Source organism: Streptomyces sp. ACA25 (assembly GCF_028200735.1).
In the GTDB taxonomy this organism is placed as follows: domain Bacteria; phylum Actinomycetota; class Actinomycetes; order Streptomycetales; family Streptomycetaceae; genus Streptomyces.
The window spans coordinates 181,847-201,478 of record NZ_JAQKPV010000002.1; the positions used below are offsets into that span (position 1 = coordinate 181,847).

17 protein-coding genes and 1 tRNA gene are annotated in these 19,632 nt (G+C 72.4%); 5 read left to right on the forward strand and 13 right to left on the reverse strand.

Annotated features, from left to right (window positions below):
* Window positions 1–4: 4 nt before the first annotated feature.
* Entirely contained in the window at window positions 5–1,621 is a 1,617-nt protein-coding gene (locus tag PJ985_RS04540) for a carboxyl transferase domain-containing protein (RefSeq protein ID WP_271682215.1), read from the reverse strand.
* A 166-nt stretch (window positions 1,622–1,787) separates the two neighbouring features.
* Between PJ985_RS04540 and PJ985_RS04545 the strand changes: the two genes are divergently transcribed.
* A complete protein-coding gene (locus PJ985_RS04545; protein WP_271682216.1) occupies window positions 1,788–2,420 on the forward strand; it encodes an SACE_7040 family transcriptional regulator in 633 nt (210 codons plus the stop codon).
* 48 nt (window positions 2,421–2,468) lie between these two features.
* Here the strand turns inward: PJ985_RS04545 and PJ985_RS04550 are convergent, their stop codons facing one another.
* The 3 genes from PJ985_RS04550 to PJ985_RS04560 all read right to left on the reverse strand — a co-directional run bounded on the left by PJ985_RS04550 (window position 2,469) and on the right by PJ985_RS04560 (window position 7,862).
* Window positions 2,469–4,148 carry a tetratricopeptide repeat protein gene (locus tag PJ985_RS04550; protein WP_443033404.1) on the reverse strand — a complete coding sequence of 560 codons (1,680 nt, stop codon included), beginning with the start codon at window positions 4,146–4,148 and terminating at the stop codon, window positions 2,469–2,471.
* A gap of 455 nt (window positions 4,149–4,603) precedes the next feature.
* Window positions 4,604–4,680 (reverse strand) — tRNA-Met (locus tag PJ985_RS04555).
* Between the two features lie 74 nt (window positions 4,681–4,754).
* Window positions 4,755–7,862, reverse strand: a complete 3,108-nt coding sequence (locus PJ985_RS04560; RefSeq protein ID WP_271682523.1) for a UPF0182 family membrane protein — start codon at window positions 7,860–7,862, stop codon at window positions 4,755–4,757.
* Between the two features lie 133 nt (window positions 7,863–7,995).
* Here PJ985_RS04560 and PJ985_RS04565 point away from each other — a divergent pair, with 133 nt between their 5' ends.
* Entirely contained in the window at window positions 7,996–8,583 is a 588-nt protein-coding gene (locus PJ985_RS04565; RefSeq protein ID WP_271682217.1) for a PPA1309 family protein, read from the forward strand.
* A gap of 40 nt (window positions 8,584–8,623) precedes the next feature.
* On the opposite strand, the gene PJ985_RS04570 is transcribed toward PJ985_RS04565, so the two are convergent.
* The 4 genes from PJ985_RS04570 to PJ985_RS04585 form a co-directional block, all read right to left on the reverse strand.
* On the reverse strand, window positions 8,624–9,751 hold the full coding sequence (locus tag PJ985_RS04570) for a YlbL family protein (protein ID WP_271682218.1): 1,128 nt from the start codon (window positions 9,749–9,751) through the stop codon (window positions 8,624–8,626).
* A 58-nt stretch (window positions 9,752–9,809) separates the two neighbouring features.
* Entirely contained in the window at window positions 9,810–10,019 is a 210-nt protein-coding gene (locus PJ985_RS04575) for a hypothetical protein (protein WP_271682219.1), read from the reverse strand.
* 172 nt (window positions 10,020–10,191) lie between these two features.
* A complete protein-coding gene (locus PJ985_RS04580) occupies window positions 10,192–10,641 on the reverse strand; it encodes a molybdenum cofactor biosynthesis protein MoaE (protein WP_271682220.1) in 450 nt (149 codons plus the stop codon).
* 44 nt (window positions 10,642–10,685) lie between these two features.
* Window positions 10,686–11,858, reverse strand: a complete 1,173-nt coding sequence (locus tag PJ985_RS04585; protein ID WP_271682221.1) for an SDR family oxidoreductase — start codon at window positions 11,856–11,858, stop codon at window positions 10,686–10,688.
* A 165-nt stretch (window positions 11,859–12,023) separates the two neighbouring features.
* Between PJ985_RS04585 and PJ985_RS04590 the strand changes: the two genes are divergently transcribed.
* Window positions 12,024–13,457, forward strand: coding sequence for a zinc-dependent metalloprotease (locus PJ985_RS04590; RefSeq protein WP_271682222.1), 1,434 nt, complete (start codon window positions 12,024–12,026; stop codon window positions 13,455–13,457).
* The gene (locus tag PJ985_RS04595) at window positions 13,454–13,978 is read left to right on the forward strand and encodes an NUDIX hydrolase (protein WP_271682223.1); all 525 of its coding nucleotides are present in this window, start codon (window positions 13,454–13,456) and stop codon (window positions 13,976–13,978) included. The genes PJ985_RS04590 and PJ985_RS04595 overlap by 4 nt, the downstream gene beginning before the upstream one ends.
* A gap of 69 nt (window positions 13,979–14,047) precedes the next feature.
* Here the strand turns inward: PJ985_RS04595 and PJ985_RS04600 are convergent, their stop codons facing one another.
* Window positions 14,048–14,659: a M48 metallopeptidase family protein gene (locus tag PJ985_RS04600; protein ID WP_271682224.1), complete on the reverse strand. Its 612-nt coding sequence runs from the start codon at window positions 14,657–14,659 to the stop codon at window positions 14,048–14,050.
* Between the two features lie 192 nt (window positions 14,660–14,851).
* Here PJ985_RS04600 and PJ985_RS04605 point away from each other — a divergent pair, with 192 nt between their 5' ends.
* Window positions 14,852–15,973, forward strand: a complete 1,122-nt coding sequence (locus PJ985_RS04605; protein ID WP_271682225.1) for a ThiF family adenylyltransferase — start codon at window positions 14,852–14,854, stop codon at window positions 15,971–15,973.
* Here PJ985_RS04605 and PJ985_RS04610 read toward each other — a convergent pair.
* The 4 genes from PJ985_RS04610 to PJ985_RS04625 form a co-directional block, all read right to left on the reverse strand.
* Window positions 15,963–16,289: a hypothetical protein gene (locus PJ985_RS04610; RefSeq protein WP_443033405.1), complete on the reverse strand. Its 327-nt coding sequence runs from the start codon at window positions 16,287–16,289 to the stop codon at window positions 15,963–15,965. The genes PJ985_RS04605 and PJ985_RS04610 overlap by 11 nt on opposite strands.
* 58 nt (window positions 16,290–16,347) lie before the next feature.
* On the reverse strand, window positions 16,348–16,704 hold the full coding sequence (locus PJ985_RS04615; RefSeq protein WP_271682227.1) for a WhiB family transcriptional regulator: 357 nt from the start codon (window positions 16,702–16,704) through the stop codon (window positions 16,348–16,350).
* 131 nt (window positions 16,705–16,835) lie between these two features.
* Window positions 16,836–17,120, reverse strand: coding sequence for a hypothetical protein (locus PJ985_RS04620; RefSeq protein WP_271682228.1), 285 nt, complete (start codon window positions 17,118–17,120; stop codon window positions 16,836–16,838).
* 144 nt (window positions 17,121–17,264) lie between these two features.
* Window positions 17,265–19,430: an ATP-dependent DNA helicase UvrD2 gene (locus PJ985_RS04625; protein ID WP_271682524.1), complete on the reverse strand. Its 2,166-nt coding sequence runs from the start codon at window positions 19,428–19,430 to the stop codon at window positions 17,265–17,267.
* Window positions 19,431–19,632 lie beyond the last annotated feature (202 nt).

The window sequence follows — 19,632 nt, forward strand, 5'->3', positions numbered from 1 at the left end:
CCCCTTACATCCGGAAGATGCCGTAGCCGGGCTCGCCGAGCGGTGCGTTCCCGCAGGCGGTGAGGGCGAGCCCGAGCACCGTGCGGGTGTCCATCGGGTCGATCACGCCGTCGTCCCACAGCCGCGCGGTGGCGTAGTAGGCGTTGCCCTGGGTCTCGTACTGTTCGCGCACCGGGGCCTTGAAGGCGTCCTCGTCCTCGGCGGTCCACTCCTCGCCGCGGGCCTCGATCTGGTCCCGCTTGACCGTGGCCAGCACGGAGGCCGCCTGCTCGCCGCCCATCACGGAGATCTTGGCGTTGGGCCACATCCACAGGAAGCGCGGGGAGTAGGCCCGCCCGCACATGGAGTAGTTGCCCGCCCCGTAGGAGCCGCCTATCACGACGGTCAGTTTCGGCACCCGGGTACAGGCCACGGCCGTCACCATCTTGGCGCCGTGCTTGGCGATCCCGCCGGCCTCGTACGACCTGCCGACCATGAAGCCGGAGATGTTCTGCAGGAAGACCAGCGGGATGCCGCGCTGGTCGCACAGCTCGATGAAGTGCGCGCCCTTCTGGGCGGACTCGGCGAACAGAATGCCGTTGTTGGCGACGATGCCGACCGGGTGCCCCTGGATCCGGGCGAAGCCGGCGACCAGGGTGGTGCCGTACTCGGACTTGAACTCCTGGAAACGGGAGCCGTCCACCAGCCGGGCGATGACCTCCCGGACGTCGTAGGGGGTGCGGGAGTCGACCGGGACCACCCCGTAGAGGCCGGCCGGGTCCACCCGCGGCTCCTCCGCGGGCTCCACCGTCCACGGCAGCGGGCCGCGGCCCGGCAGGGTGGAGACGATGTTGCGAACGGTGCGCAGGGCGTGCGCGTCATCCTCGGCGAGGTGGTCGGTGACACCGGACACCTTCGCGTGCACCTCGCCTCCGCCGAGCTCCTCGGCGGTGACGACCTCACCGGTCGCCGCCTTCACCAGCGGCGGGCCGCCCAGGAAGATCGTGCCCTGGTTGCGGACGATCACGGCCTCGTCGCTCATCGCCGGAACGTAGGCGCCGCCCGCGGTGCACGACCCGAGGACAGCGGCGATCTGCGGGATGCCCGCGCCGGACATCCGGGCCTGGTTGTAGAAGATCCGCCCGAAGTGCTCCCGGTCGGGGAACACCTCGTCCTGCATCGGAAGGAAGGCGCCTCCGGAGTCCACCAGGTACAGACAGGGCAGCCGGTTCTCCAGCGCCACCTCCTGGGCCCGCAGGTGCTTCTTCACCGTCATCGGGTAGTAGGTGCCGCCCTTGACCGTGGCGTCGTTGGCCACGATCACGGCCTCCCGGCCGCTGACCCGGCCGATGCCGGCGATCACTCCGGCCGCCGGGGCCTGACCGCCGTACATGCCGTCGGCAGCGAGCGGGGCGAGTTCCAGGAAGGGGGAGCCGGGGTCGAGCAGGGCGTCCACCCGGTCGCGGGGCAGCAGCTTGCCGCGGGCGGTGTGCCGGGCCCGGGCCCGCTCGCCGCCGCCGAGCCGGGCCGCGGCGAGCTTCTCCCGGAGCCGGCCCACCAGGGTGCGGTGCGCGCTGTCGTTGGCCCGGTGTGCCCCGGACCCCGGATCGACGGTGCTGCTCAGCACCGGTGCCTGCCGCATGGCCCTCCAGCCCCTCGTGGTCGGTGACGGATCACGTCAGTGACGGCAGACGTCGGAGACGGGTCGCGTCGATGACGTGCTGCCGGCGGTGGTGTTAATCAACGTTAACGTGTCCGCCCGGACAGCGAGGTTAACGCTCACTAACCGCCCTGTCTAGAATGGCCCCATGACTGGCCCCACGACCACCCGAGCCGCTCGCGGACGCCGCCCGTCCGACCGCCGCGAGCAGATTCTCCGGGAGGCTTCCCGGCTCTTCGCGGAGCGCGGCTTCCACGGGGTCGGCGTGGACGAGATAGGCGCCGCCGTCGGCGTCAGCGGGCCCGCCCTCTACCGCCACTTCCCCGGCAAGGACGCGATGCTGACCGAGCTCCTGGTGGGCATCAGCAGCAGGCTGCGGGACGGCGGCCTGGAGCGCGTCCGGACAGCCGCGGAGCAGGCCCTTCCGCCGGTCGCCACGCTGGATGCCCTCATCGCGGGCCACATCGATTTCGCGCTCGAGGACCGTCCGCTCATCACTCTGCACGACCGGGAGCTGGACCAGCTTCCGGAGGCGGACCGCAAGCAGGTCAGGCAGCTCCAGCGGCAGTATGTGGAGCTGTGGGTCACGGTGATCCGGGCGGTCCACCCCCGCCTGCCGGAGCAACAGGCACGCGCCACGGTGCACGCCGTGTTCGGGCTGCTGAACTCCACCCCGCACTTCGCCCGCCCCGGCGCGCTGCCGGCCCGGGCGGACACCGCGGCGCTCCTGCACCGACTGGCACGTGGGGCGTTCGACGCCGCCCTGGACCCCGCCGCCTGAACACGGCCGCCGTCAGCCCGGTCCCCGCCGTGGACCGGGCTGACGGCCTCAGGCCGTGAGTTCCTGCCGCAGCGCGTTGCGCAGCTTGGCGGCCCGCTCGGCGACCTCCGCGGGTCCCAGGTCCATGGCCCGGGTGCACCAGTGGCCGCCCTCCTCCAGGTCGCCCCGGCGGGACGCGAGCAGCGCGAGCTGGAGTGCCGCCCGCCCGTGCCCGGCCTCGGCGGCCCGGGTCCACCACAGCGCGGCCTCCGGCTCGCTACCCTCCCGGGCCAGCAGCAGCCCGAGGTTGAAGGCACCGTTGCGGCTGCCCGCCTCGGCGGCCACCCGGTACCAGCGGGCCGCCTCCACCACGTCGCCCCGGGCAGCAGCGCACATCCCCAGCCGGACCTGGGCGCGCCGGTGCCCGCGGCCGGCGGCGTGGGCGTACCAGTGCTCGTGCTCCGGTGTCCCGCCGTCCTTCTCCTCGGTGCCGAGCGACCCGGACGATCCCGCCGCCGCCTTCGCCGACCGGCGCTCCAGCAGCACAGCGAGCCGGAAGGCACCCTCCAGGCTGCCGCCCTCGGCGGCCCGGCGCAGCTGCTCCTCCGCGGCCTGCCGGTCTTCCTGGCTCCCCGCGTCCCTCATCCGTTCGATGGCGATCTGCAGAGCCGCCTCGGCATGCCCGGCCACCGCGGCCTGCTCGTACCAGCGGCGCGCCAGGGCTGTTTCGCCGCGCCCGGCGTGCAGGATGCCGAGGTTGAACGCCGCGTCCACGCTGCCCGCCTCGGCCGCCTTGGAGAACCAGGGCTCGGCGCCGTCCGCGTCGCCGCGCTGCAGCAGCAGGACGGCCAGCGCGTTGGCGGCCTCCCGGTGACCCGCGTAGGCCGCCCGCCGGTACCACTGCTCGGCCTGGCCCATCCGTCCCTGACCGGCGCAGAGCAGCGCGAGGTTGTACGCGCCGTTGATGTCGCCCGCCTCCAGGGCGACGCGGTACCAGCGTTCGGCCTCCTGCCGCTCCCCGCGCTCGGCGTGCAGCGCGCCCAGGGCGTTGGCGGCATTGCCGTTGCCGTCCCGGGCGGCCCGCCGCCACCAGCCCTCCGCACTCTCCGCCTCGCCCGCGTCGCGCAACAAGAAGGCGAGGGCGCAGGCCGCCCGGCTCTCTCCCGCCTCCGCCGCCTGCAGGTACCACCGTGCTGCCTCGCTGGTCGCGCCCTGCTCCTCCATGTGCACTCCGAGCCGGAGCGCGGCCCGCCGGTGGCCGCGCGCGGCAGCGAACCGGAACCAGGTCACCGGGTCGTCGGCCAGGCAGCCGTACCGGTAGGCCCCCTCGCGGTGGCCGCGCTCCGCCGCGGTGCGGAACCACTCCGCGGCGCCCGGGTCGCCCCGGTGGTCGAGCAGGTCGGCCAGCGCGTAGGCGGCCGAGTCGTGCCCGGACTCCGCGGCCTGCCGCAGCCAGTACTCGGCGGCGACCTCGTCGCCGCGCTCCCGGTGGTAGCGGCCCAGCGAGTGCGCGGCCGGAGCGGAGCCGGCCACAGCGGCGATCCGCCACCAGTCGGCCGCTTCCTCGCCGCGCCCCGACTGGTGCAGCAGGAATCCCAAGTTGTTGGCGGCGGAGCGGTCCCCGTCCGCCGCGGCAGCGCGCAGCGGTGCTTCCGCGCTGTCCAGCTCTCCGTGTCGCAGTAGCCTCGCACCCTCCCGCGCCGCTACGGCACTGTTCTCGAACCTCGCCTTGTCCCCCATAAGGTCCATCGTCGCACCACCTGAAACCTGCGTACACCGGGTTAGCGCAGCCAGTGAAGTCACTACGTAGGTTTGTCGACTTCCCGATATGGCAACACCCAAACGCGGAACCGGTTGGGGAGTTGACCTGCTGACGGAGTGAAGTATGTCGGTACCCACTGACACCGCAGGTCAGCTCCTTCCCCTCGGAAAAGCCGAACTCATGCCCAGGAGTGCACTTCGGGAGCCGACCGGTGACCGGCTCCGTGCCGGACTGCCGAGTAGCCCGGAAACGGACCCTTGACACCTCCCGGGCGGCTCTGTCACATGCGGCTCCGTCACATGCGGCTCCGCACGGCGGACGGGGAGGGGGACACTCGGCGAGGCCCGGCGAGCCCGCCACGCGGTGCGGAGGCGCAGAGGCGCGCGCCGCGAGGGGACGCCATGCCGAAGGGCCCGGAGTCTGATGACTCCGGGCCCTTCCTTGGTAGCGGGGACAGGATTTGAACCTGCGACCTCTGGGTTATGAGCCCAGCGAGCTACCGAGCTGCTCCACCCCGCGGCGGGTCTCCCTCTCGGGCGACAGACAAGACCTTACCACGGTCCTGACGACCCGTTCCGCGGGGTGTGCGCAGGTCACTCGTCGTCCGGCTCGTCCTCCTCGGCCTCGTCCTCGGCGTCCTCCTGGCGGGCGGCCTCGTCCAGCTCGGAGATGCTGTCCAGAGCGGCGTTGAGCCGCTCCTGGGCCTCACCGAACGCGGACCAGTCGCCCTCCGCGAGAGCTGCCTCGGCATCCTCCCGGGCCTCGAACGCGTCGCTCAGGAGGTCGGCGAGGCTTGCCTCCCCTGCCTCCTCGGGCTCCTCGCCCGGCTCTGCGGGCTCGGCCGGCTCGACGTCCTCACCGGACTCGGTGATCCCGAACAGCACGTCGAGCGCGTCATCGAGACTGTCCTCGTAGGCAGTCTGCTCGCCGTACGAAGCCAGCACCTTCTGCATGCGCGGATACTCGGCACCGGCACCCCGGACATAGACCGGCTCCACGTACAGCAGGTCGTCGCCGAGCGGCAGGGTCAGCAGGTTGCCGTACTGCACCTCGGAGTCGCCCCGCTGGATGATGTTGATCGACTCGGCGATGACCGGGTCCGCGTTCCACTGGCTCTGCACCTGCTGCGGTCCCGGTGTCGAGGTGTTGCTCGGCAACTGGAGGACCCGCATCGTGCCGTAGTCCTCGCTGCGGGCGTCCGCCTCCACCGCCATGTAGGCGGCCAGCGTCTCGCGGTCCCGCGGGTTGTACGTCGTGGTCAGCGAGAAGGACCGCTCGTCGGTCCCCGGCATCCTGATGCTCAGGTAGTAGGCCGGCACCGGGTTGTTCGGGGACGTCGGGTCGTTCGGGACCTCCCAGCGCTCACCGCCGGTGTAGAACAGGCTGGCCGAGTCGACGTGGTACCGCTGCAGCAGGTCCCGCTGGACGTTGAAGAGATCCTGCGGGTACCGGAGGTGCGCCATCAGCTCCTCGCTGATTTCACTCCTGGGGGTGACGGTGCCGGGGAATGCCTTCTTCCAGGTCTCCAGGACCGGCTCGCCCTCCTCCCACTCGTAGAGCACCACTTCGCCGGAGTACGCGTCCACCGTCGCCTTCACGGAGTTGCGCATGTAGTTGATCTGGTTCTGCTGGGCGAGCACCTGCCGCTGCGCGTCGGTCAGCGCGGTCTCGGTGGCCTCGTCCAGGATCGTCCGGGAGGAATACGGGAACCCGTTGCTGGTGGTGTACGTGTCCACGATCCACTGGACGCGGCCGTCCACCACCGCGGGGTACGGGTCACCGTCGATCGTCAGCCACGGCGCGACCGCCTCGACCCGCTCCTGCGGGGTCCGGCGGTACATGATCTGCGAACCCTCGCCGATCGCTCCGGAGTAGAGGATCTGCGGCTCGCCCATGGTGAGGGCGTAGGCGGCCCGGTTGAAGTAGTTGCCCAGGCTGATACCGCCCGGACCGGTGTAGCTGTAGTCGACCTCACGGCTCGGGTCGGCAGGCTCCTCTTCCGGTGCCTCCTCCTCGGCCGGTGCCTCCTCCTCCGCCGGGGCCTCCTCCTCGGCGGGGGGCTCCTCACCCTCCTCCAGCGGCGGCACCTCCTCGGCGTCCGGGCTCTGCTCGCCCCGGATGTAGTCGAGCTCGGGCTGCGGACCGCCGACGATGGACCAGTTCGTGGTCGACTCGCCGAAGTAGATGCGCGGCTCGTACTCACCGAGCTCACCCTGCGGAGGCAGCTCCGCCTCGGTGAAGACCGGGGTGCCGTTGCCGGCGATGTCGTCACCGCGGGCCGCGACAACACCGAAGCCGTGGGTGTAGCGGAAGTGGTCGTTGATCCAGTTCCGGTCCGGCAGTCGCTCGATGTCGATCTCACGGACACCGATCACGGTGTCCTGCTCGCCGTTCTCCGTCGGGTACCGGTCGACGTCCAGCGTGCTGGCGAAACGGTAGTAACCGCGAATCTGCTGCAGCTGCTGGAAGGCCGGAGAGATGACGTTCGGGTCGGCCAGACGGATGCTGGCGGCCTGGTTGACGTCGTCCCGCAGTTCGGCGCGGTTCTCGTCGGTGATCGCCACCGGTTCCTGCCCGCCGAAACTCTCCATCTCGATGTCCGCGACCCCGTACGCCTCCTTGGTGGAGTCCAGGTGCTTCTGGATGTACGGCCGCTCCATGGCCGCCTCGTTCGGGCGGACCTGGAACTGCTGCACCAGGGCGGGGTACACGCCGCCGATCAGCACCGCGGAAAGCACCATCAGGCCGAGGCCGATGACCGGGAGCTGCCACACCCGGCGCCACAGGGTGGCGAAGAAGAGCACCGCGCAGATGGCCGCGATGATCGTCAGGATGGTCTTCGCCGGCAGATAGGCGTTGGCGTCCACATACCGCAGCCCGGTCCAGCCCTCGGCGTCCCGGAAGTCGCTGCTCTTCAGCGCGAGACCGTACCGGTCGAACCAGTAGGCCACCGCCTTCAGCGCCACGAAGAGGCCGAGCAGCACGGAGAGGTGGCTGGTGGCCGCAGGGGTGATCCGGTTGCCCGGCGTGGTGATCCGCAGCCCGCCGTACAGGTAGTGCACCAGCGCGGCGGCGATCAGCGAGAGCACGACGATCGCGAAACCGAAACCGAGCAGGAAACGGTAGAACGGCAGGTCGAAGGCGAAGAACGACACATCGCGTCCGAACTGCGGGTCGGTGATCCCGAACGTGGTCCCGTTCACCCACTCCAGCCAGGTGCGCCATTGTCCGGAGGCGGATCCGCCCGCGATGAGCCCGATCAGCAGCGAGACGCCGAGCAGCACCCACTTCTTGTAGGGCGCGATGCTCATCCGGTAACGGTCGAGGTTCTGCTGCTCCATGGACATCGCGCTCAGTGGCGGCCGGAGCCGGTGCGCGAGCCAGATGTTGAAGCCGACCGCCAGCGCCATCAGCAGGGCGAAGACAGCGAAGAGGACGATCCGCGTGAGGAGTTGCGTGGTGAAGACGCTGGTGTAGTCGACCGACTGATACCAGAGCCAATCCGTCCAGAACCCCGCGAACATCGCGAACAAGATGGCGAGGCCGGCGAGGATGGCCGCAGTGATCAGCAGTGTCTTGGCGCCGCCCGAGGGTCGGCCCATACTGATTCGCGGCATGCCGGGCCCGCCGGGCCCCTGGGGACCTCTTGGACCTCTGGGGCCGTTAGGACCGTTGGGGCGGCCCGAGCCCCGGTCCGGCATCTGGAAAGCCAAGGTGCGCACCTCAAAGATTCGCAGTGGATGGAGGGCCCAGGACATGAGGGGCCCACTCGACTAACTTACTGAAGCTTTACTCGGTTCCCGTTTCCGGGGTCGGGGACGGCACGATATAGGCATGAACAACATCCCTCTCGACAGTCCCCGACCTGCCCAGGCGGCCGTGAACCCGCTCACCCGGGCCGTACTGGAGATCGACACCTACGCCGCCGGGCTCGGCTGGGACCGTCCCGCGCGCCTGTTCGCCCTCGTCGACACCACCCGCCTCCGCTCCCAGGAACCGGAACTGGCCGACCGGCTCGGGCTGGACGACGACGCCCCCGCACCGCCCGGGGGCTCACTGACCCCGGTGGAGCAGGACGAACTGCCGGCCGGTGCCCCCCTGGACGAGTTCCTGGCCACCATCGGCTGGCCGGACGCGGTGGCGGGCTGCGCACTGACCGTGGAGCGGCTGATGCTGCCGCCGTCCGCCGAGGAGTCCGTGCCGGCGGACCTGCGGGGCGAGGAGAACGCGGCAGCGCTGGCCCAGTGGGTCGCTGCCCACCCCGACCGGCAGGAAGTGCGGATGACCGTGGGTGTGCTGCGCGACGGGAAGCGGGAATCGGCCATCCGTCTGCGGGAGAAGGACTCCGACACCGAGGTGCTCACCGGCCCGGATCTGGTGCCCGGGCTCGCCGAGGCGCTGACCGCCACCTTCGAGGGCTGAGCCGGACGCGGCCCGCCGGCGGGCGCCCCCGGCGGGCCGGTCAGCGGGCCGCGCAGGTCTCCACGCTCCCGGTGTCCCCGTCCCGGATCGAGGCCAGCGCGTCCAGAGCGTCGTCCATCGTGGTGACTTTCACCAGGGTCAGCCCGTCCGGGGAGTCCGCGGCCGCGGCCGCGCAGTTCTCCTCCGGGGTCAGGAAGAAGTCGGCGCCCCGCTCGCGGGCCGCGAGGGTCTTCATGCTCACCCCGCCGATGGGCCCGACGTTGCCCTCGAGGTCGATGGTGCCGGTGCCGGCCACGAAGGACCCGCCGGTGAGGTCGTCCGGGGTGAGCTTGTCGATCAGCCCGAGGGCGAACATCAGCCCGGCGCTGGGCCCGCCGATGTCGGCGAGCTCGATCTCGATGTCGAACGGCAGGACGTGACCCGTTCCGGCCTGGATTCCCACGATCGCGCGGCCGTCGTCCGGCGCGGCGGCCGTGGTCACGGTGACGTCCTCGGTGACCTCGGGCTCCTCGCCGGCAGGCTCCCCCTCCTCCGCTTCCTCCGCACGCACGACGGTGAAGACCACGTCCTCGCCGGCCTCGTGGCGGGTGACCAGCTCGGCGACCTCCGCCGGTTCCCCGACCTCCGTGCCGTCCACCGCCAGGATCACGTCCCCGGCGTGCAGCACACCTTCCGACGGGCTGTCCTTGATCACGGAGGAGACGATGGTGCGGGTGGGGATCTCGTAACCCAGCTCGGTCAGCGCGGCGACCTTGGCGCTCTCCTGCGACCGGCTGAACTCCTCGGCGTTCTCCGCGTCGACCTCCTCGGCCGTGCGGTCGTCCGGATAGAGCGTCCCGTGCGGCACCACCGCGCTGTCCGGGGAGAGCCAGCCCCGGACCGCCTCGAGCATGTTCATCCGGTAACCCACGCCCGTGACCCGGACGGTCGTCATGTTCAGGTGACCGCTGGTCTCGTACGTCTCGGCGTCCGCGATGGCGAGCACCGGATCGTCGTCCGCCTCGCAGGCGGCCTCGAGGTCCTCCCGGCCGCCTTTTCCGCAGCCCAGGGTGTTGAAGGTGGGGCCGGGGGACATCTCCGCGTAATCCACCCTGACCAGCACGGCGACGGACAACATGGCTATGAGAAGCAGAGCTGACGTCACCAGGGTCGCGGTACGGCGAGGCATGTCCCGACAGTACGTGACGCCGCCGGCGAGCGTCCGCCGGGGCCGTCCGGGATCCTGGTCACCCACCCTGGCCCGCGCCGGAGACGCCCCCGGGTCCGGGGTCCCGCCCGGTCCGCTCCATGGCTGCCCGGAAGGCGAGGTGCCGGCTGACCCCCGAGGAGTCGTGCACAGCGCCCGATCCGGTGCCCCGGCGGACGGCCAGAGCGCTCCAGACTCCCGCCCCCAGCGCCCCCGCCGCCGGTATCAGCCACCACAACAGCACGTCCATGAGCGAACCTCCCGCGTCAGCACATCACCCGGCCGGACGTTCCCCGGACGGGGTCCGCGGGACGCCGGCAGCTCCCGGGAACAACGCTGGGCCGTACGTGCGGGTGGCGCAACCGGAGCAGTCGGCGGGGCAACCGGAGCAATACCGCGCCGGACGGGGCGAGGGGACCCGCTCAGCAGGCTCCGACCCACTCCTGGGTGCCGTCCGCAAAGGTCTGGTGCTTCCAGATCGGCACGGAGTGCTTGAGGTCGTCGATCAGCCTCCGGGAGGCCTCGAACGCCTCGCCCCGGTGCGGACAGGACACCGCCACCACCACGGCGAGGTCGCCGATGGCCAGCTCCCCCACCCGGTGCACGGCGGCCAGTGCCAGGACGGGGAAGTCCGCCACCACCCGCTCGGCCACCCGGCGCAGTTCGCCCTCCGCCGTCGGATGTGCGGAATAGGCCAGGGAGGTGACGGACGCCCCCTCCGCGTGGCCGTCGTGGTCCCGGACCGTGCCGGCGAACAGCGCGGTGCCGCCCGCGGCGTCGTCGCCCACGGCGGAGAAGACCTCGTCCACGGAGAGCGGGGTGTCCCGGATCGCCAGCAGGCGGATCGGACCGGTCGGATCGGTGTTCTGCATGTCGCCATGCTGCCCCATCACCCGCGCGGCCCGGCGGCCGGCCATCAGCGCCGCCTGCGACGGGCCCGGCGGACCAGGGCGGCCGTGCCGACCAGGGCCACGGTCGCCCCCGCGGCACCGAGCGTGGTGGCGGCGTCCTTGCGCCCCAGCCGGCGGCCCGCCACGGTGTGCCGGCCGGCGACCTCCTCCAGCAGCTGGGCCAGCACCTCCTCGTTCGTCCACCGCGGGCGCCAGCCCGCCTCGTGCAGCCGGCTGCCGCTCACCACCCAGGGGTGCATCGTGTACGCCAGGTCCCCCGCCGGGGAGGGGGTGAGGCCGAGCCGGTGCAGCCGGGCGGCGGCGCCCAGGGCCACCGTCGAGGGAAGCTCCATGCGCCGCATCCCGGACAGCTCCTCCACCTCCTCCTGCTCCAGCCAGCCGTCACAGGCCACCGCGACCTGGCCCTCGACCTTCTCCAGCGCCGCGTATTCCAGGGCACTGACCAGATCCTCGACATGGCAGAACTGCCAGCGCGGGCGCGAACCGGCGACCACCAGCAGCCGCGGCGACTCGAAGTAGCGGGTCAGTGCGGTGTCCGTCCCGCCGACGAGCACCGCGGGACGCATCACCGTGACGTTCAGCCCGGGATGGGCCCGCGGGGCCCGTTCGGCCAGCCGCTCGATCTCCAGCAGGTCACCGACCCCGGTGGCCTCCGCGGTCGCCCGCAGCTCGGCGTCCTCGGAGAGCGGCACCTCGTTGTCCGGCAGCGCTCCATAGACCATCGCCGAGGTGCACAGCACGACACGCCGGACGCCCGCGGCAGCCGCCGCGGTGAGCACGGTCTGGGTACCGCGGACGTTGTAGGCGCTGCGGGCGGCAGGGTCCGCCTCCAGATCGAGGTCCACGGCAAGGTGCACCACCACATCCACCGGACTGCCGTCCCCGCGCAGCCGCTCGGCGATCAGCGGATCCCGGACATCCAGGGTGTGCCACTCGATGCCGGCGGTCGCTTCGCCGGCGGGCGTGGCTCCGGCGGCCTGGGCCCCGCCGGTGGCGTGGATCCCGTGGAAGTCACCCAGCCGCTCGTCCAGGGCGAGCACCCGCTTGACTCCCTCGGCGCCCGCCAGACGCCTGGTGAGCAGGGCGCCCACGCCGCCCGCGGCGCCGGTGACCGCGACGGTCAGCCCGGCCGCGGGGGCTTTTCGCGCTGCGCGAACGGTCGGTTCCGGGGAACTCACAAGACGTCTCCAACGGTTGTTTCGGTACGACGTGCGCGCCCCCCATCCTGCCTGAGACACCTCTAGGCTGGGGGGACAGACCACCGGATCGTGCGCGTTTCCTGACCGGCCGGCCGGCCGGACCGTCCGATTCCCCGTCCGACGACACAAGAGCCGAGGATTTCCGTGAGCGACAACCCATTCGGATTCGGCCTCCCGCCGGAGGAGCCGGAGGACGGCGAGTCCAGGAAGAAGCGGGGCGGGGGCCCCGACCCCGCCGACAATCCGCTGGCCGCGATGTTCGGCTCGCTGGGAGCCGGAGGGATGCAGCCGCAGGATCTGGGCGCGGCCTTCCAGCAGCTCGGTCAGATGCTGTCCTACGAGGGCGGCCCGGTGAACTGGGACCTGGCGAGGAATGTGGCCCGGCAGTCGGTGACCCAGGGCAGCCCGGACGGGTCCAAGGACGCCGCCGTCGGACCGCGGGAGCACGCACAGGTCGAGGAGTCGCTACGGCTTGCGGACCTCTGGCTGGACGCGGTCACCTCCCTGCCCTCGGGCGCCCACTCGACGGTGGCCTGGAGCCGCGCCGAGTGGGTCGAGGCGACACTGCCGGTGTGGAAGGAACTGGTGGACCCGGTCGCGGAGCGGGTCGGCACCGCGATGGGCGAGGTGCTCCCTCAGGAGATGCAGGCCATGGCCGGCCCGCTGCTCGGGATGATGCGGTCCATGGGCGGCGCGATGTTCGGCACGCAGATCGGGCAGGCCGTCGGGGTGCTCGCCGGTGAGGTGGTCGGTTCCAGCGACATCGGGCTGCCGCTCGGCCCCGCGGGCAAGGCGGCCCTGCTGCCCCGGAACATCACCCTGTTCGGAGAAGGTCTGGGCGTGGCCCAGGACGAGGTGCGGCTCTACCTCGCGCTGCGGGAAGCCGCCCACCAGCGGCTCTTCGAGCACGTGCCGTGGCTCCGGTCGCACCTCTTCGGCGCGGTGGAGGGCTACGCGCGCGGCATCGAGGTGGACACCGCCAAACTGGAGGACATGGTCGGGCAGCTCGATCCGAGCCGTCCCGAGGAGCTGCAGGAGAAGCTGCAGCAGGGGCTCTTCCAGCCGGAGGACACCCCCGGCCAGAAGGCCGCGCTGGCCCGGCTGGAGACCGCACTGGCACTGGTCGAGGGCTGGGTGGACGCCGTCGTGCACGCCGCGGCCGAACCGCACCTGCCGTCGGCCTCCGCGCTGCGGGAGACGCTGCGCCGCCGCCGCGCCTCCGGGGGCCCGGCGGAGCAGACGTTCGCCACCCTGATCGGGCTGGAACTGCGGCCGCGCCGCCTGCGCGACGCCGCCCGGCTGTGGGCCTCACTGACCGACGCCCGGGGCTCCGAGGGGCGCGACGCGCTCTGGGCGCACCCCGACATGCTGCCGACCGCCGGTGACCTCGACGACCCCGACGGCTTCGTGCACCGTGAGCAGCCCGACTTCTCCGAGCTGGACCGGATGCTGGGGGATGCGGCCGAGGACGAGCCGGCGTCCGGCACGGCCGGCGAGGGTCCGGATGCGGCGGACGGCAAGGACCGCGGCGGCAGCGGCACCGAGGGCGATGCGCCGGAGGGCGGTCGCGCCGGGTGAGGCTGCACGAGGACGCTGTCCGGGTGCTGAGCGGCTGGGCGGCCCCCGATCCGGAGCAGGGCCGGCTGGCCCGGGAGTACCGTTCCCACCTGGCCGCTCACCGGGACGGCATGTGGAAGTCCTGCGGCGAAGGCCACCTCACCGCAAGCGCGCTGGTGGTGGACCCGCCGCGGCAGCGGGTGCTGCTGACCCTGCACCGCAAGCTGCGGCGCTGGCTGCAGACCGGCGGGCACTGTGAGCCCCAGGATGTGACGCTGGCCGGTGCCGCGTTGCGGGAGGCCACCGAGGAGTCGGGGCTGCCGGGGCTGCGGCTGCTGCCCGGGCCGGTGCGGCTGGACCGGCACCGCACCCCGTGCGCCTGGCATCTGGACGTGCAGTACGCGGTGGTGGCCCCGGACGGGAAGCCGCCGGCGATCAGTGACGAATCGCTGGAGCTGCGCTGGTTCGGGTACGACGAGGTCGCCGGCGCGGCCGACGACTCGGTGGTCCGGCTGATGCGGCGCACCCGGATGCTGCTCTGATCCGGGCGGTGTCCGAACGGCCTGCCCGGACCCGCCGGCTCCGGCGTCCGGCCGCGTCGAGTACCGCCGTCACCCCCCGGGCGGCCGGCAGGGGGGCAAGGCGTGCGGCAACCGCTCGGCCGCGACCACTCCCTCCAGGTAACCGCGGGCCCGTTCGGTGCGCGGGTAGGAGTCGAGAAGCCGCCAGAAACCGGGCCCGTGCCCGGGCACGAGCAGGTGGGCGAGCTCGTGCAGGAGGACGTAGTCGAGCACGTACTCCGGCATCCCCTGCAGCCGGTGGGAGAGCCGGATGCTGCCGAGCGCGGGAGTGCAGGAGCCCCAGCGGGCGTTCTGGTTCGTGACCCAGCGCACGCTGCGCGGACGGGCGCGCCCGCCGAGATAGCGCTCGGAGAGCTCGGAGGCCCGGGCCTGCAGATCATCGCCGTCCAGGATGCGCCGGTGCTCCTGGGCCGCCAGCTTGTCGAGCATGACGGACACCCAGCGCCGCTCCTCTTCCGCGGTCATCCGCGCGGGGATGAGCACCACGGTGCGATCGCCCTCGCGATAGGCCGAGACGGTGCGGCGGCGGCGCGAACTGCGCCGCACTTCCACCGGCCCGGCCGGCCTCCCGTCCACCCGGGCAGGACCCGCCGCGGTCGGGCGCGGCGGCGGACCGGTGCGGTTCAGCGGATCGGCGGGCACACGATGACGTTACCCGCTGACAGCCGGAAATGTCCTGCTCCCTTCGCAACCGGTCCGGCCGGCGGTCAACGCGCGTCCAGCTTGTGCGACAACCGCCACGGCCTGTGGACAACCCGGCACCGTGGACGGCCCGACGGCCGCATGCTGGGCCCCTGTCGCACTCCACGAGCGTGAGGGGCCGTTGTGCATCCGATGATCAAACCTTCGCTGCGCCGCGGCTGGCGGGACCGGCAGACCGTGCGCTACGGCGTGACCCCGGCGCACTCCGTGCTGTTCGGCCCGTTGGACAGTGCGACGGAGAGCTTCCTCAGCCTCCTCGACGGCACCCGGGGCCTTCCGGCCCTGCGGGACGCGGCCGCGGCGCTGGGGCTCGGCCGCGGAGCGGCGGACCGGCTGGCCCGGCAGCTCGCGCAGGTGGGTGTGCTGGACGACGCCACGGCCGACCGCAGCGGGGCGGCTCAGGTGACGGAAGCGCTGCGGCCGGATCTCGCCTCGTTGTCGCTGCTCCATCCCGACCCGGGCGCCGGCCTGCGCACGCTCCTGGCCCGCCGTCACGCCTGGGTGCAGATCCGGGGGGCGGGCCGGGTCGGGGCAGCCACCGCGGTGACCCTGGCTCAGGCCGGGGTCGGCCGGGTGGAGGTCGTCGACGGCGGGGAGGTCGCCCCGGGTGACGTCTCCCCCGGCGGGGTGCGCGCGGAACAGGCGGGACGGCGGCGCGACGCGGCGGCCCGCGCCGCCGTGCACGCCGCGGTTCCCTGGTCCCGGGCACCGCGCGCGGACCGGCAGGAGGGGGCCCGGCTGGTCGTGGTCGCCCCCCGGGACGGGCTCGCGGCCTACGCGCCCGATCCCGCGGCCGTCCGCCCGGTGCTGGAGTCCGGCACGCCGCATCTGTACGCGGGCGTGGTGGAGGGGACCGGCTTCGCCGGACCGTTGGTGCTGCCGGGGGTGACCGGCTGCGCGGAGTGCCTGCTGCGCGGGCGGACCCAGCGGGAGCCGGGCTGGCCGCTGTTGGTGGGTCAGTGGCGGAACGCCAGACGGGGCGGGGTGCCCGCCTGCGACGCCGCCCTGGCTGCGCTCGTGGCCGGGTTCACGGCTTCACTCGCGCTGAGCCATCTCGACGGGACGCCGGGGTCTCCGCCCGGGATCCGGACGGAGGTGGTGCTCCCGGAGCTGTCCGTGAGCCGGATCCCCGTGGATCCGCACCCGGAGTGCGCGTGCGGTGCGGCGGGAGCCGGGACGTCCGGGGTTTCCCCGGCCGGCCCGGCTCCCGGGGGCGGTCAGCAGGGCCGCTCCCGTACCGCGGTTACTGCATGACGGCCCTCGCCAGGGCACGCCGGGCGCGCTGGGAGGCAGCCTCGGCCCGCCGGTGCAGCCGACGGGAGCGGCGCTCCAGGCGCCCCGCGGTGGCCAACCGTTGGGCCAGCCGTTGGGATTCCGCCTCGCGGATGCGTTCGTGGATCTGCGAGCGGGCCATGGCTTCCGAGATGAGTTGCATGTGGCGGGTCCTGTTCCGGGTCTGACGGGCGTCGCCCGCAGGCGGTTCGGTGCTGTGGGGTGTGTGGTCGTTGTTCATGTCCGCTGCCTGTCCGGGGCCGTGAGCTGTCGGCTGTCCGATCGTTCCTGTCCTCATGTCCGGTCCGCCTCGCTGCCGTTCCGCGAGAGGGAGGCTCCGGACACCACTGCGGTGCTCATGAGAGGACCGGGTTCTTGCGGGGCCGGCCTCGGGGCCGCTTGCGCGGGACGACGACGCCCTGCACGAACAGCTCGCCGCCCCAGACTCCCCAGGGCTCACGGCGGTCCTTGGCGCCCGAGAGGCAGGCGTCGCGCAGCGGGCAGGCCCGGCACAGGGACTTCGCGTACTCGACATCCGAGGGTGACTCGGCGAAGAAGACCTCCGGGTCGTAGGTGCGGCAGGGCACGTCGGTGTCGAGTTGCTCGATGGCCTCGTCGAGCTCGTTGAGGGTGAACTGCGGGAACACAGAATTCTCCGGATCAGGTGGTGAGTCCAGGTCGGGCGATGACGGGGCGGTGGTTGCGAGTCGCACGGTGGTGTGTCCTCGTCTCGTCGGTTGTCGGTCTGTTCCGGCTGGTAGCCGGGCGCCGGGGCAAACAGAAGGGCCGCGGATCCCGGTGTGGGTTCCGCGGCCCTGGAAAGGTGCCGACCTGATCTCGCCGATCAGGTGGGGTCACTCCAGGGATCGAGCCCGCGGAGGGCCCACATCGTGCAAAGCTGCGTCTTCTGGTGTCCAAAAAGCTGATTGCCGGCACCATGGGCTGCATCGCTGCAGTCGACTGCCGCCGCTGCTACCTCAGGCGCCTGGATCGGTCGCGCGCTGCTGCGCTCCCGGATACGGGAAGCCGCCGGACGCACTGCCGCACCGGTGCCGGGCAGGCCGGACTCGAGCGGGCAGGAGGCGACGGCCTCGCGGCCGACCAGTTTGGTGATCGTCTTCATGGTCATGGGGATCGCCTCCTCTCTGCGTCGGGAGTCTCAGGGCCGGTGTGCGCCGGCCGGGTCGTTCAGTACAGCACGGCTCAGGGGGGAGCGGCAGGCTCCTCCTTGGCCGTGTGAACACGCTATGCGGATCGCTCGGGCGAGCGCAAACTATTTTTCCGAAGAGAGTGTGCCGGTTTCCGGGAGAGTTTCCGGAAGGGGGTCCTCCGCTTCGGCGAGCGGTTCCTCCCCTGCGCAGAGCGCCAGCACCTCGGTGCCGAACTGCCGGAGTTTCCGGGCTCCCACACCGGAAACCGAGGACAATTCGGACTCGGTGGCCGGCACCGCCTCGGCGATCGCGGTCAGCGTGACATCGGTGAACACGGCGAACGCCGGACGGCCGAGCTCCGCGGCCCGGCCCCGGCGCCACTCATGGAGACGCTCGAACAGCGCCTCGTCGCGCTGCGCGGGGCAGTCCACACAGCGGCGCAGCTTGAGCTCGGGTGCGTCGGTCAGCGTGCGCCCGCACACCCGGCACCGCACCGGGCCGCGCGGTGTGCGCCGCCGCGGGGCGGCGGCACCCCGCTCGATGCCCCCGCCACCGCCCGTGGAACGCCCGGCGCCGGCCGTCCCGGGACGCAGACCGTCCAGGAAGCGGCTGGGTTGCCGGTTGGCGCGGCCCCCCGGCGAGCGGGCCAGGGACCAGGACAGAGCGAGATGCAGCCGGGCCCGGGTGATGCCGACGTACAGCAGGCGCCGCTCCTCCTCGATCTGCTCAGGCGTCCGGGCGTAGGTGAGGGGCAGCATGCCGTCGGTGAGCCCGACCAGGAAGACGGCGTCCCACTCCAGGCCCTTGGCCGCGTGCAAGGAGGCCAGGGTGACTCCCTCGACGGCCGGCGCGTGCTGCGCGGCCGCCCGTTCCTCGAGCTCCCTGACGAAGTCGGCCAGCGAAGCCCCTGGCCGCGCGGCGCCGAAGTCCTCGGCCAGCCGGACCAGCGAGCGCAGCGACTCCCAGCGGTCCCGCACGGCGCCGGACCCGGCGGGGGGCTCAGGGGTCCACCCGGTGCTGCCCAGCACGGCGCCGACCTGCTCGGCGAGGCCCACGGCGTCGGCCAGCGCACTGTCGTTGGAGCCGGCCCGCGCCGCTCCCCGCAGGGCAAGCCCGGCCTGGCGCACCTCCGGTCGCTCGAAGAAGCGCTCGGCGCCCTTCAGCTGATAGGGGACACCGGCATCCGCCAGGGCCTGCTCGTAGATCTCGGACTGGGCGTTGATCCGGAAGAGCACGGCGATCTCGCCGGCCGACACCCCGCCGTTGATGAGCTCCTGGATCCGCCGGGCGGTGGCCGCCGCCTCGGCGGGCTCGTCCGGGTACTCGCTCCAGGAGGGCTCGGGGCCCGCGGACCGCTGGGAGACCAGCTCGAGGCGGTGCTCGGCCGCCCGGCCGCGCGCCCGGCCGAGGAGCCCGTTGGCCAGATGCACCACCTGAGGGGTGGAGCGGTAGTCCCGGACCAGCCGCACCACGGTTGCGTCCGGGTGCCGGGACCGGAAGGTGAGCAGATGGTCGGGGGTCGCCCCGGTGAAGGAGTAGATCGTCTGGCTGGCGTCACCGACCACGCACAAACTGTTCCGGTCCCCCAGCCACAGCTGCAGCAGACGCTGCTGGAGCGGGCTGACGTCCTGGTACTCGTCGACGACGAAGTGCTGGTACTGGCGCCGGACCACCTCGGCGATGTCGGGACGGTCCTGCAGGACGCCGACGGTGAGCAGCAGCACGTCCTCGAAATCGATCACCGAGCGCTCCTGTTTGAGCTGCTCGTACATCGCGTAGATCCGGGCGGTCTCCGCAGGATCGCGCGGCGCCTCACGGTCCGCGGCGGTCACCGCCGCCGGGTAGTCCTCGGGGGTGGTCTGAGTGACCTTGGCCCACTCGATCTCCGCCGTCACATCCCGCAGTTCCGCCCGCTCCAGCCGTACCCGCCGGCGCGCCGCCGCCTCGGCCACCAACTGGACCTTGCGTTCCAGCAGCCGCGGCAGCTCCCCGCCGACCGCCTTCGGCCAGAAGTACTGCAGCTGACGCAGCGCCGCGGAGTGGAACGTCCGGGCCTGCACTCCGGCCACCCCGAGCTCCCGCAGCCGCCCGCGCATCTCCCCCGCGGCCCGGTGGGTGAAGGTGACGGCCAGCACCGCGGCGGGCGGCAGCACTCCGGCCCGCACCCCGTAGGCGATGCGATGGGTGATCGCCCGGGTCTTGCCGGTGCCGGCCCCGGCCAGCACGCACACCGGGCCCTGCAGCGCCGTCGCCACCTCGCGCTGCTCGGGGTCGAGCCCTTCGAGCACCGCGTCGGCGTCCGCCGGCGGTACGGGGAAGTTCGACGGTGCCGGGACCTGCGGGAAAGGAGTGGCCTGTGCTGCTGTCACCCACCCCATGCTGCCAGGTCCACCCGGCGGTACCGGCTGCTTGTCCACAGGCCGCGGTCCTTCCCTCATACCGGGAATGGACGACGGGCCGGTGGATGTTCCCCGCTGGGCAGCTCAGCGG

Coding starts and splice junctions, on each gene's coding strand:
- PJ985_RS04540 (WP_271682215.1), bottom strand. CDS start 1,621: ATGCGGCAGGCACCGGTGCTGAGCAGCACCGTCGATCCGGGGTCCGGG.
- PJ985_RS04545 (WP_271682216.1), top strand. CDS start 1,788: ATGACTGGCCCCACGACCACCCGAGCCGCTCGCGGACGCCGCCCGTCC.
- PJ985_RS04550 (WP_443033404.1), bottom strand. CDS start 4,148: ATGGACCTTATGGGGGACAAGGCGAGGTTCGAGAACAGTGCCGTAGCG.
- PJ985_RS04560 (WP_271682523.1), bottom strand. CDS start 7,862: ATGCCGGACCGGGGCTCGGGCCGCCCCAACGGTCCTAACGGCCCCAGA.
- PJ985_RS04565 (WP_271682217.1), top strand. CDS start 7,996: ATGAACAACATCCCTCTCGACAGTCCCCGACCTGCCCAGGCGGCCGTG.
- PJ985_RS04570 (WP_271682218.1), bottom strand. CDS start 9,751: ATGCCTCGCCGTACCGCGACCCTGGTGACGTCAGCTCTGCTTCTCATA.
- PJ985_RS04575 (WP_271682219.1), bottom strand. CDS start 10,019: ATGGACGTGCTGTTGTGGTGGCTGATACCGGCGGCGGGGGCGCTGGGG.
- PJ985_RS04580 (WP_271682220.1), bottom strand. CDS start 10,641: ATGCAGAACACCGATCCGACCGGTCCGATCCGCCTGCTGGCGATCCGG.
- PJ985_RS04605 (WP_271682225.1), top strand. CDS start 14,852: ATGATCAAACCTTCGCTGCGCCGCGGCTGGCGGGACCGGCAGACCGTG.
- PJ985_RS04610 (WP_443033405.1), bottom strand. CDS start 16,289: ATGAGGACAGGAACGATCGGACAGCCGACAGCTCACGGCCCCGGACAG.
- PJ985_RS04620 (WP_271682228.1), bottom strand. CDS start 17,120: ATGACCATGAAGACGATCACCAAACTGGTCGGCCGCGAGGCCGTCGCC.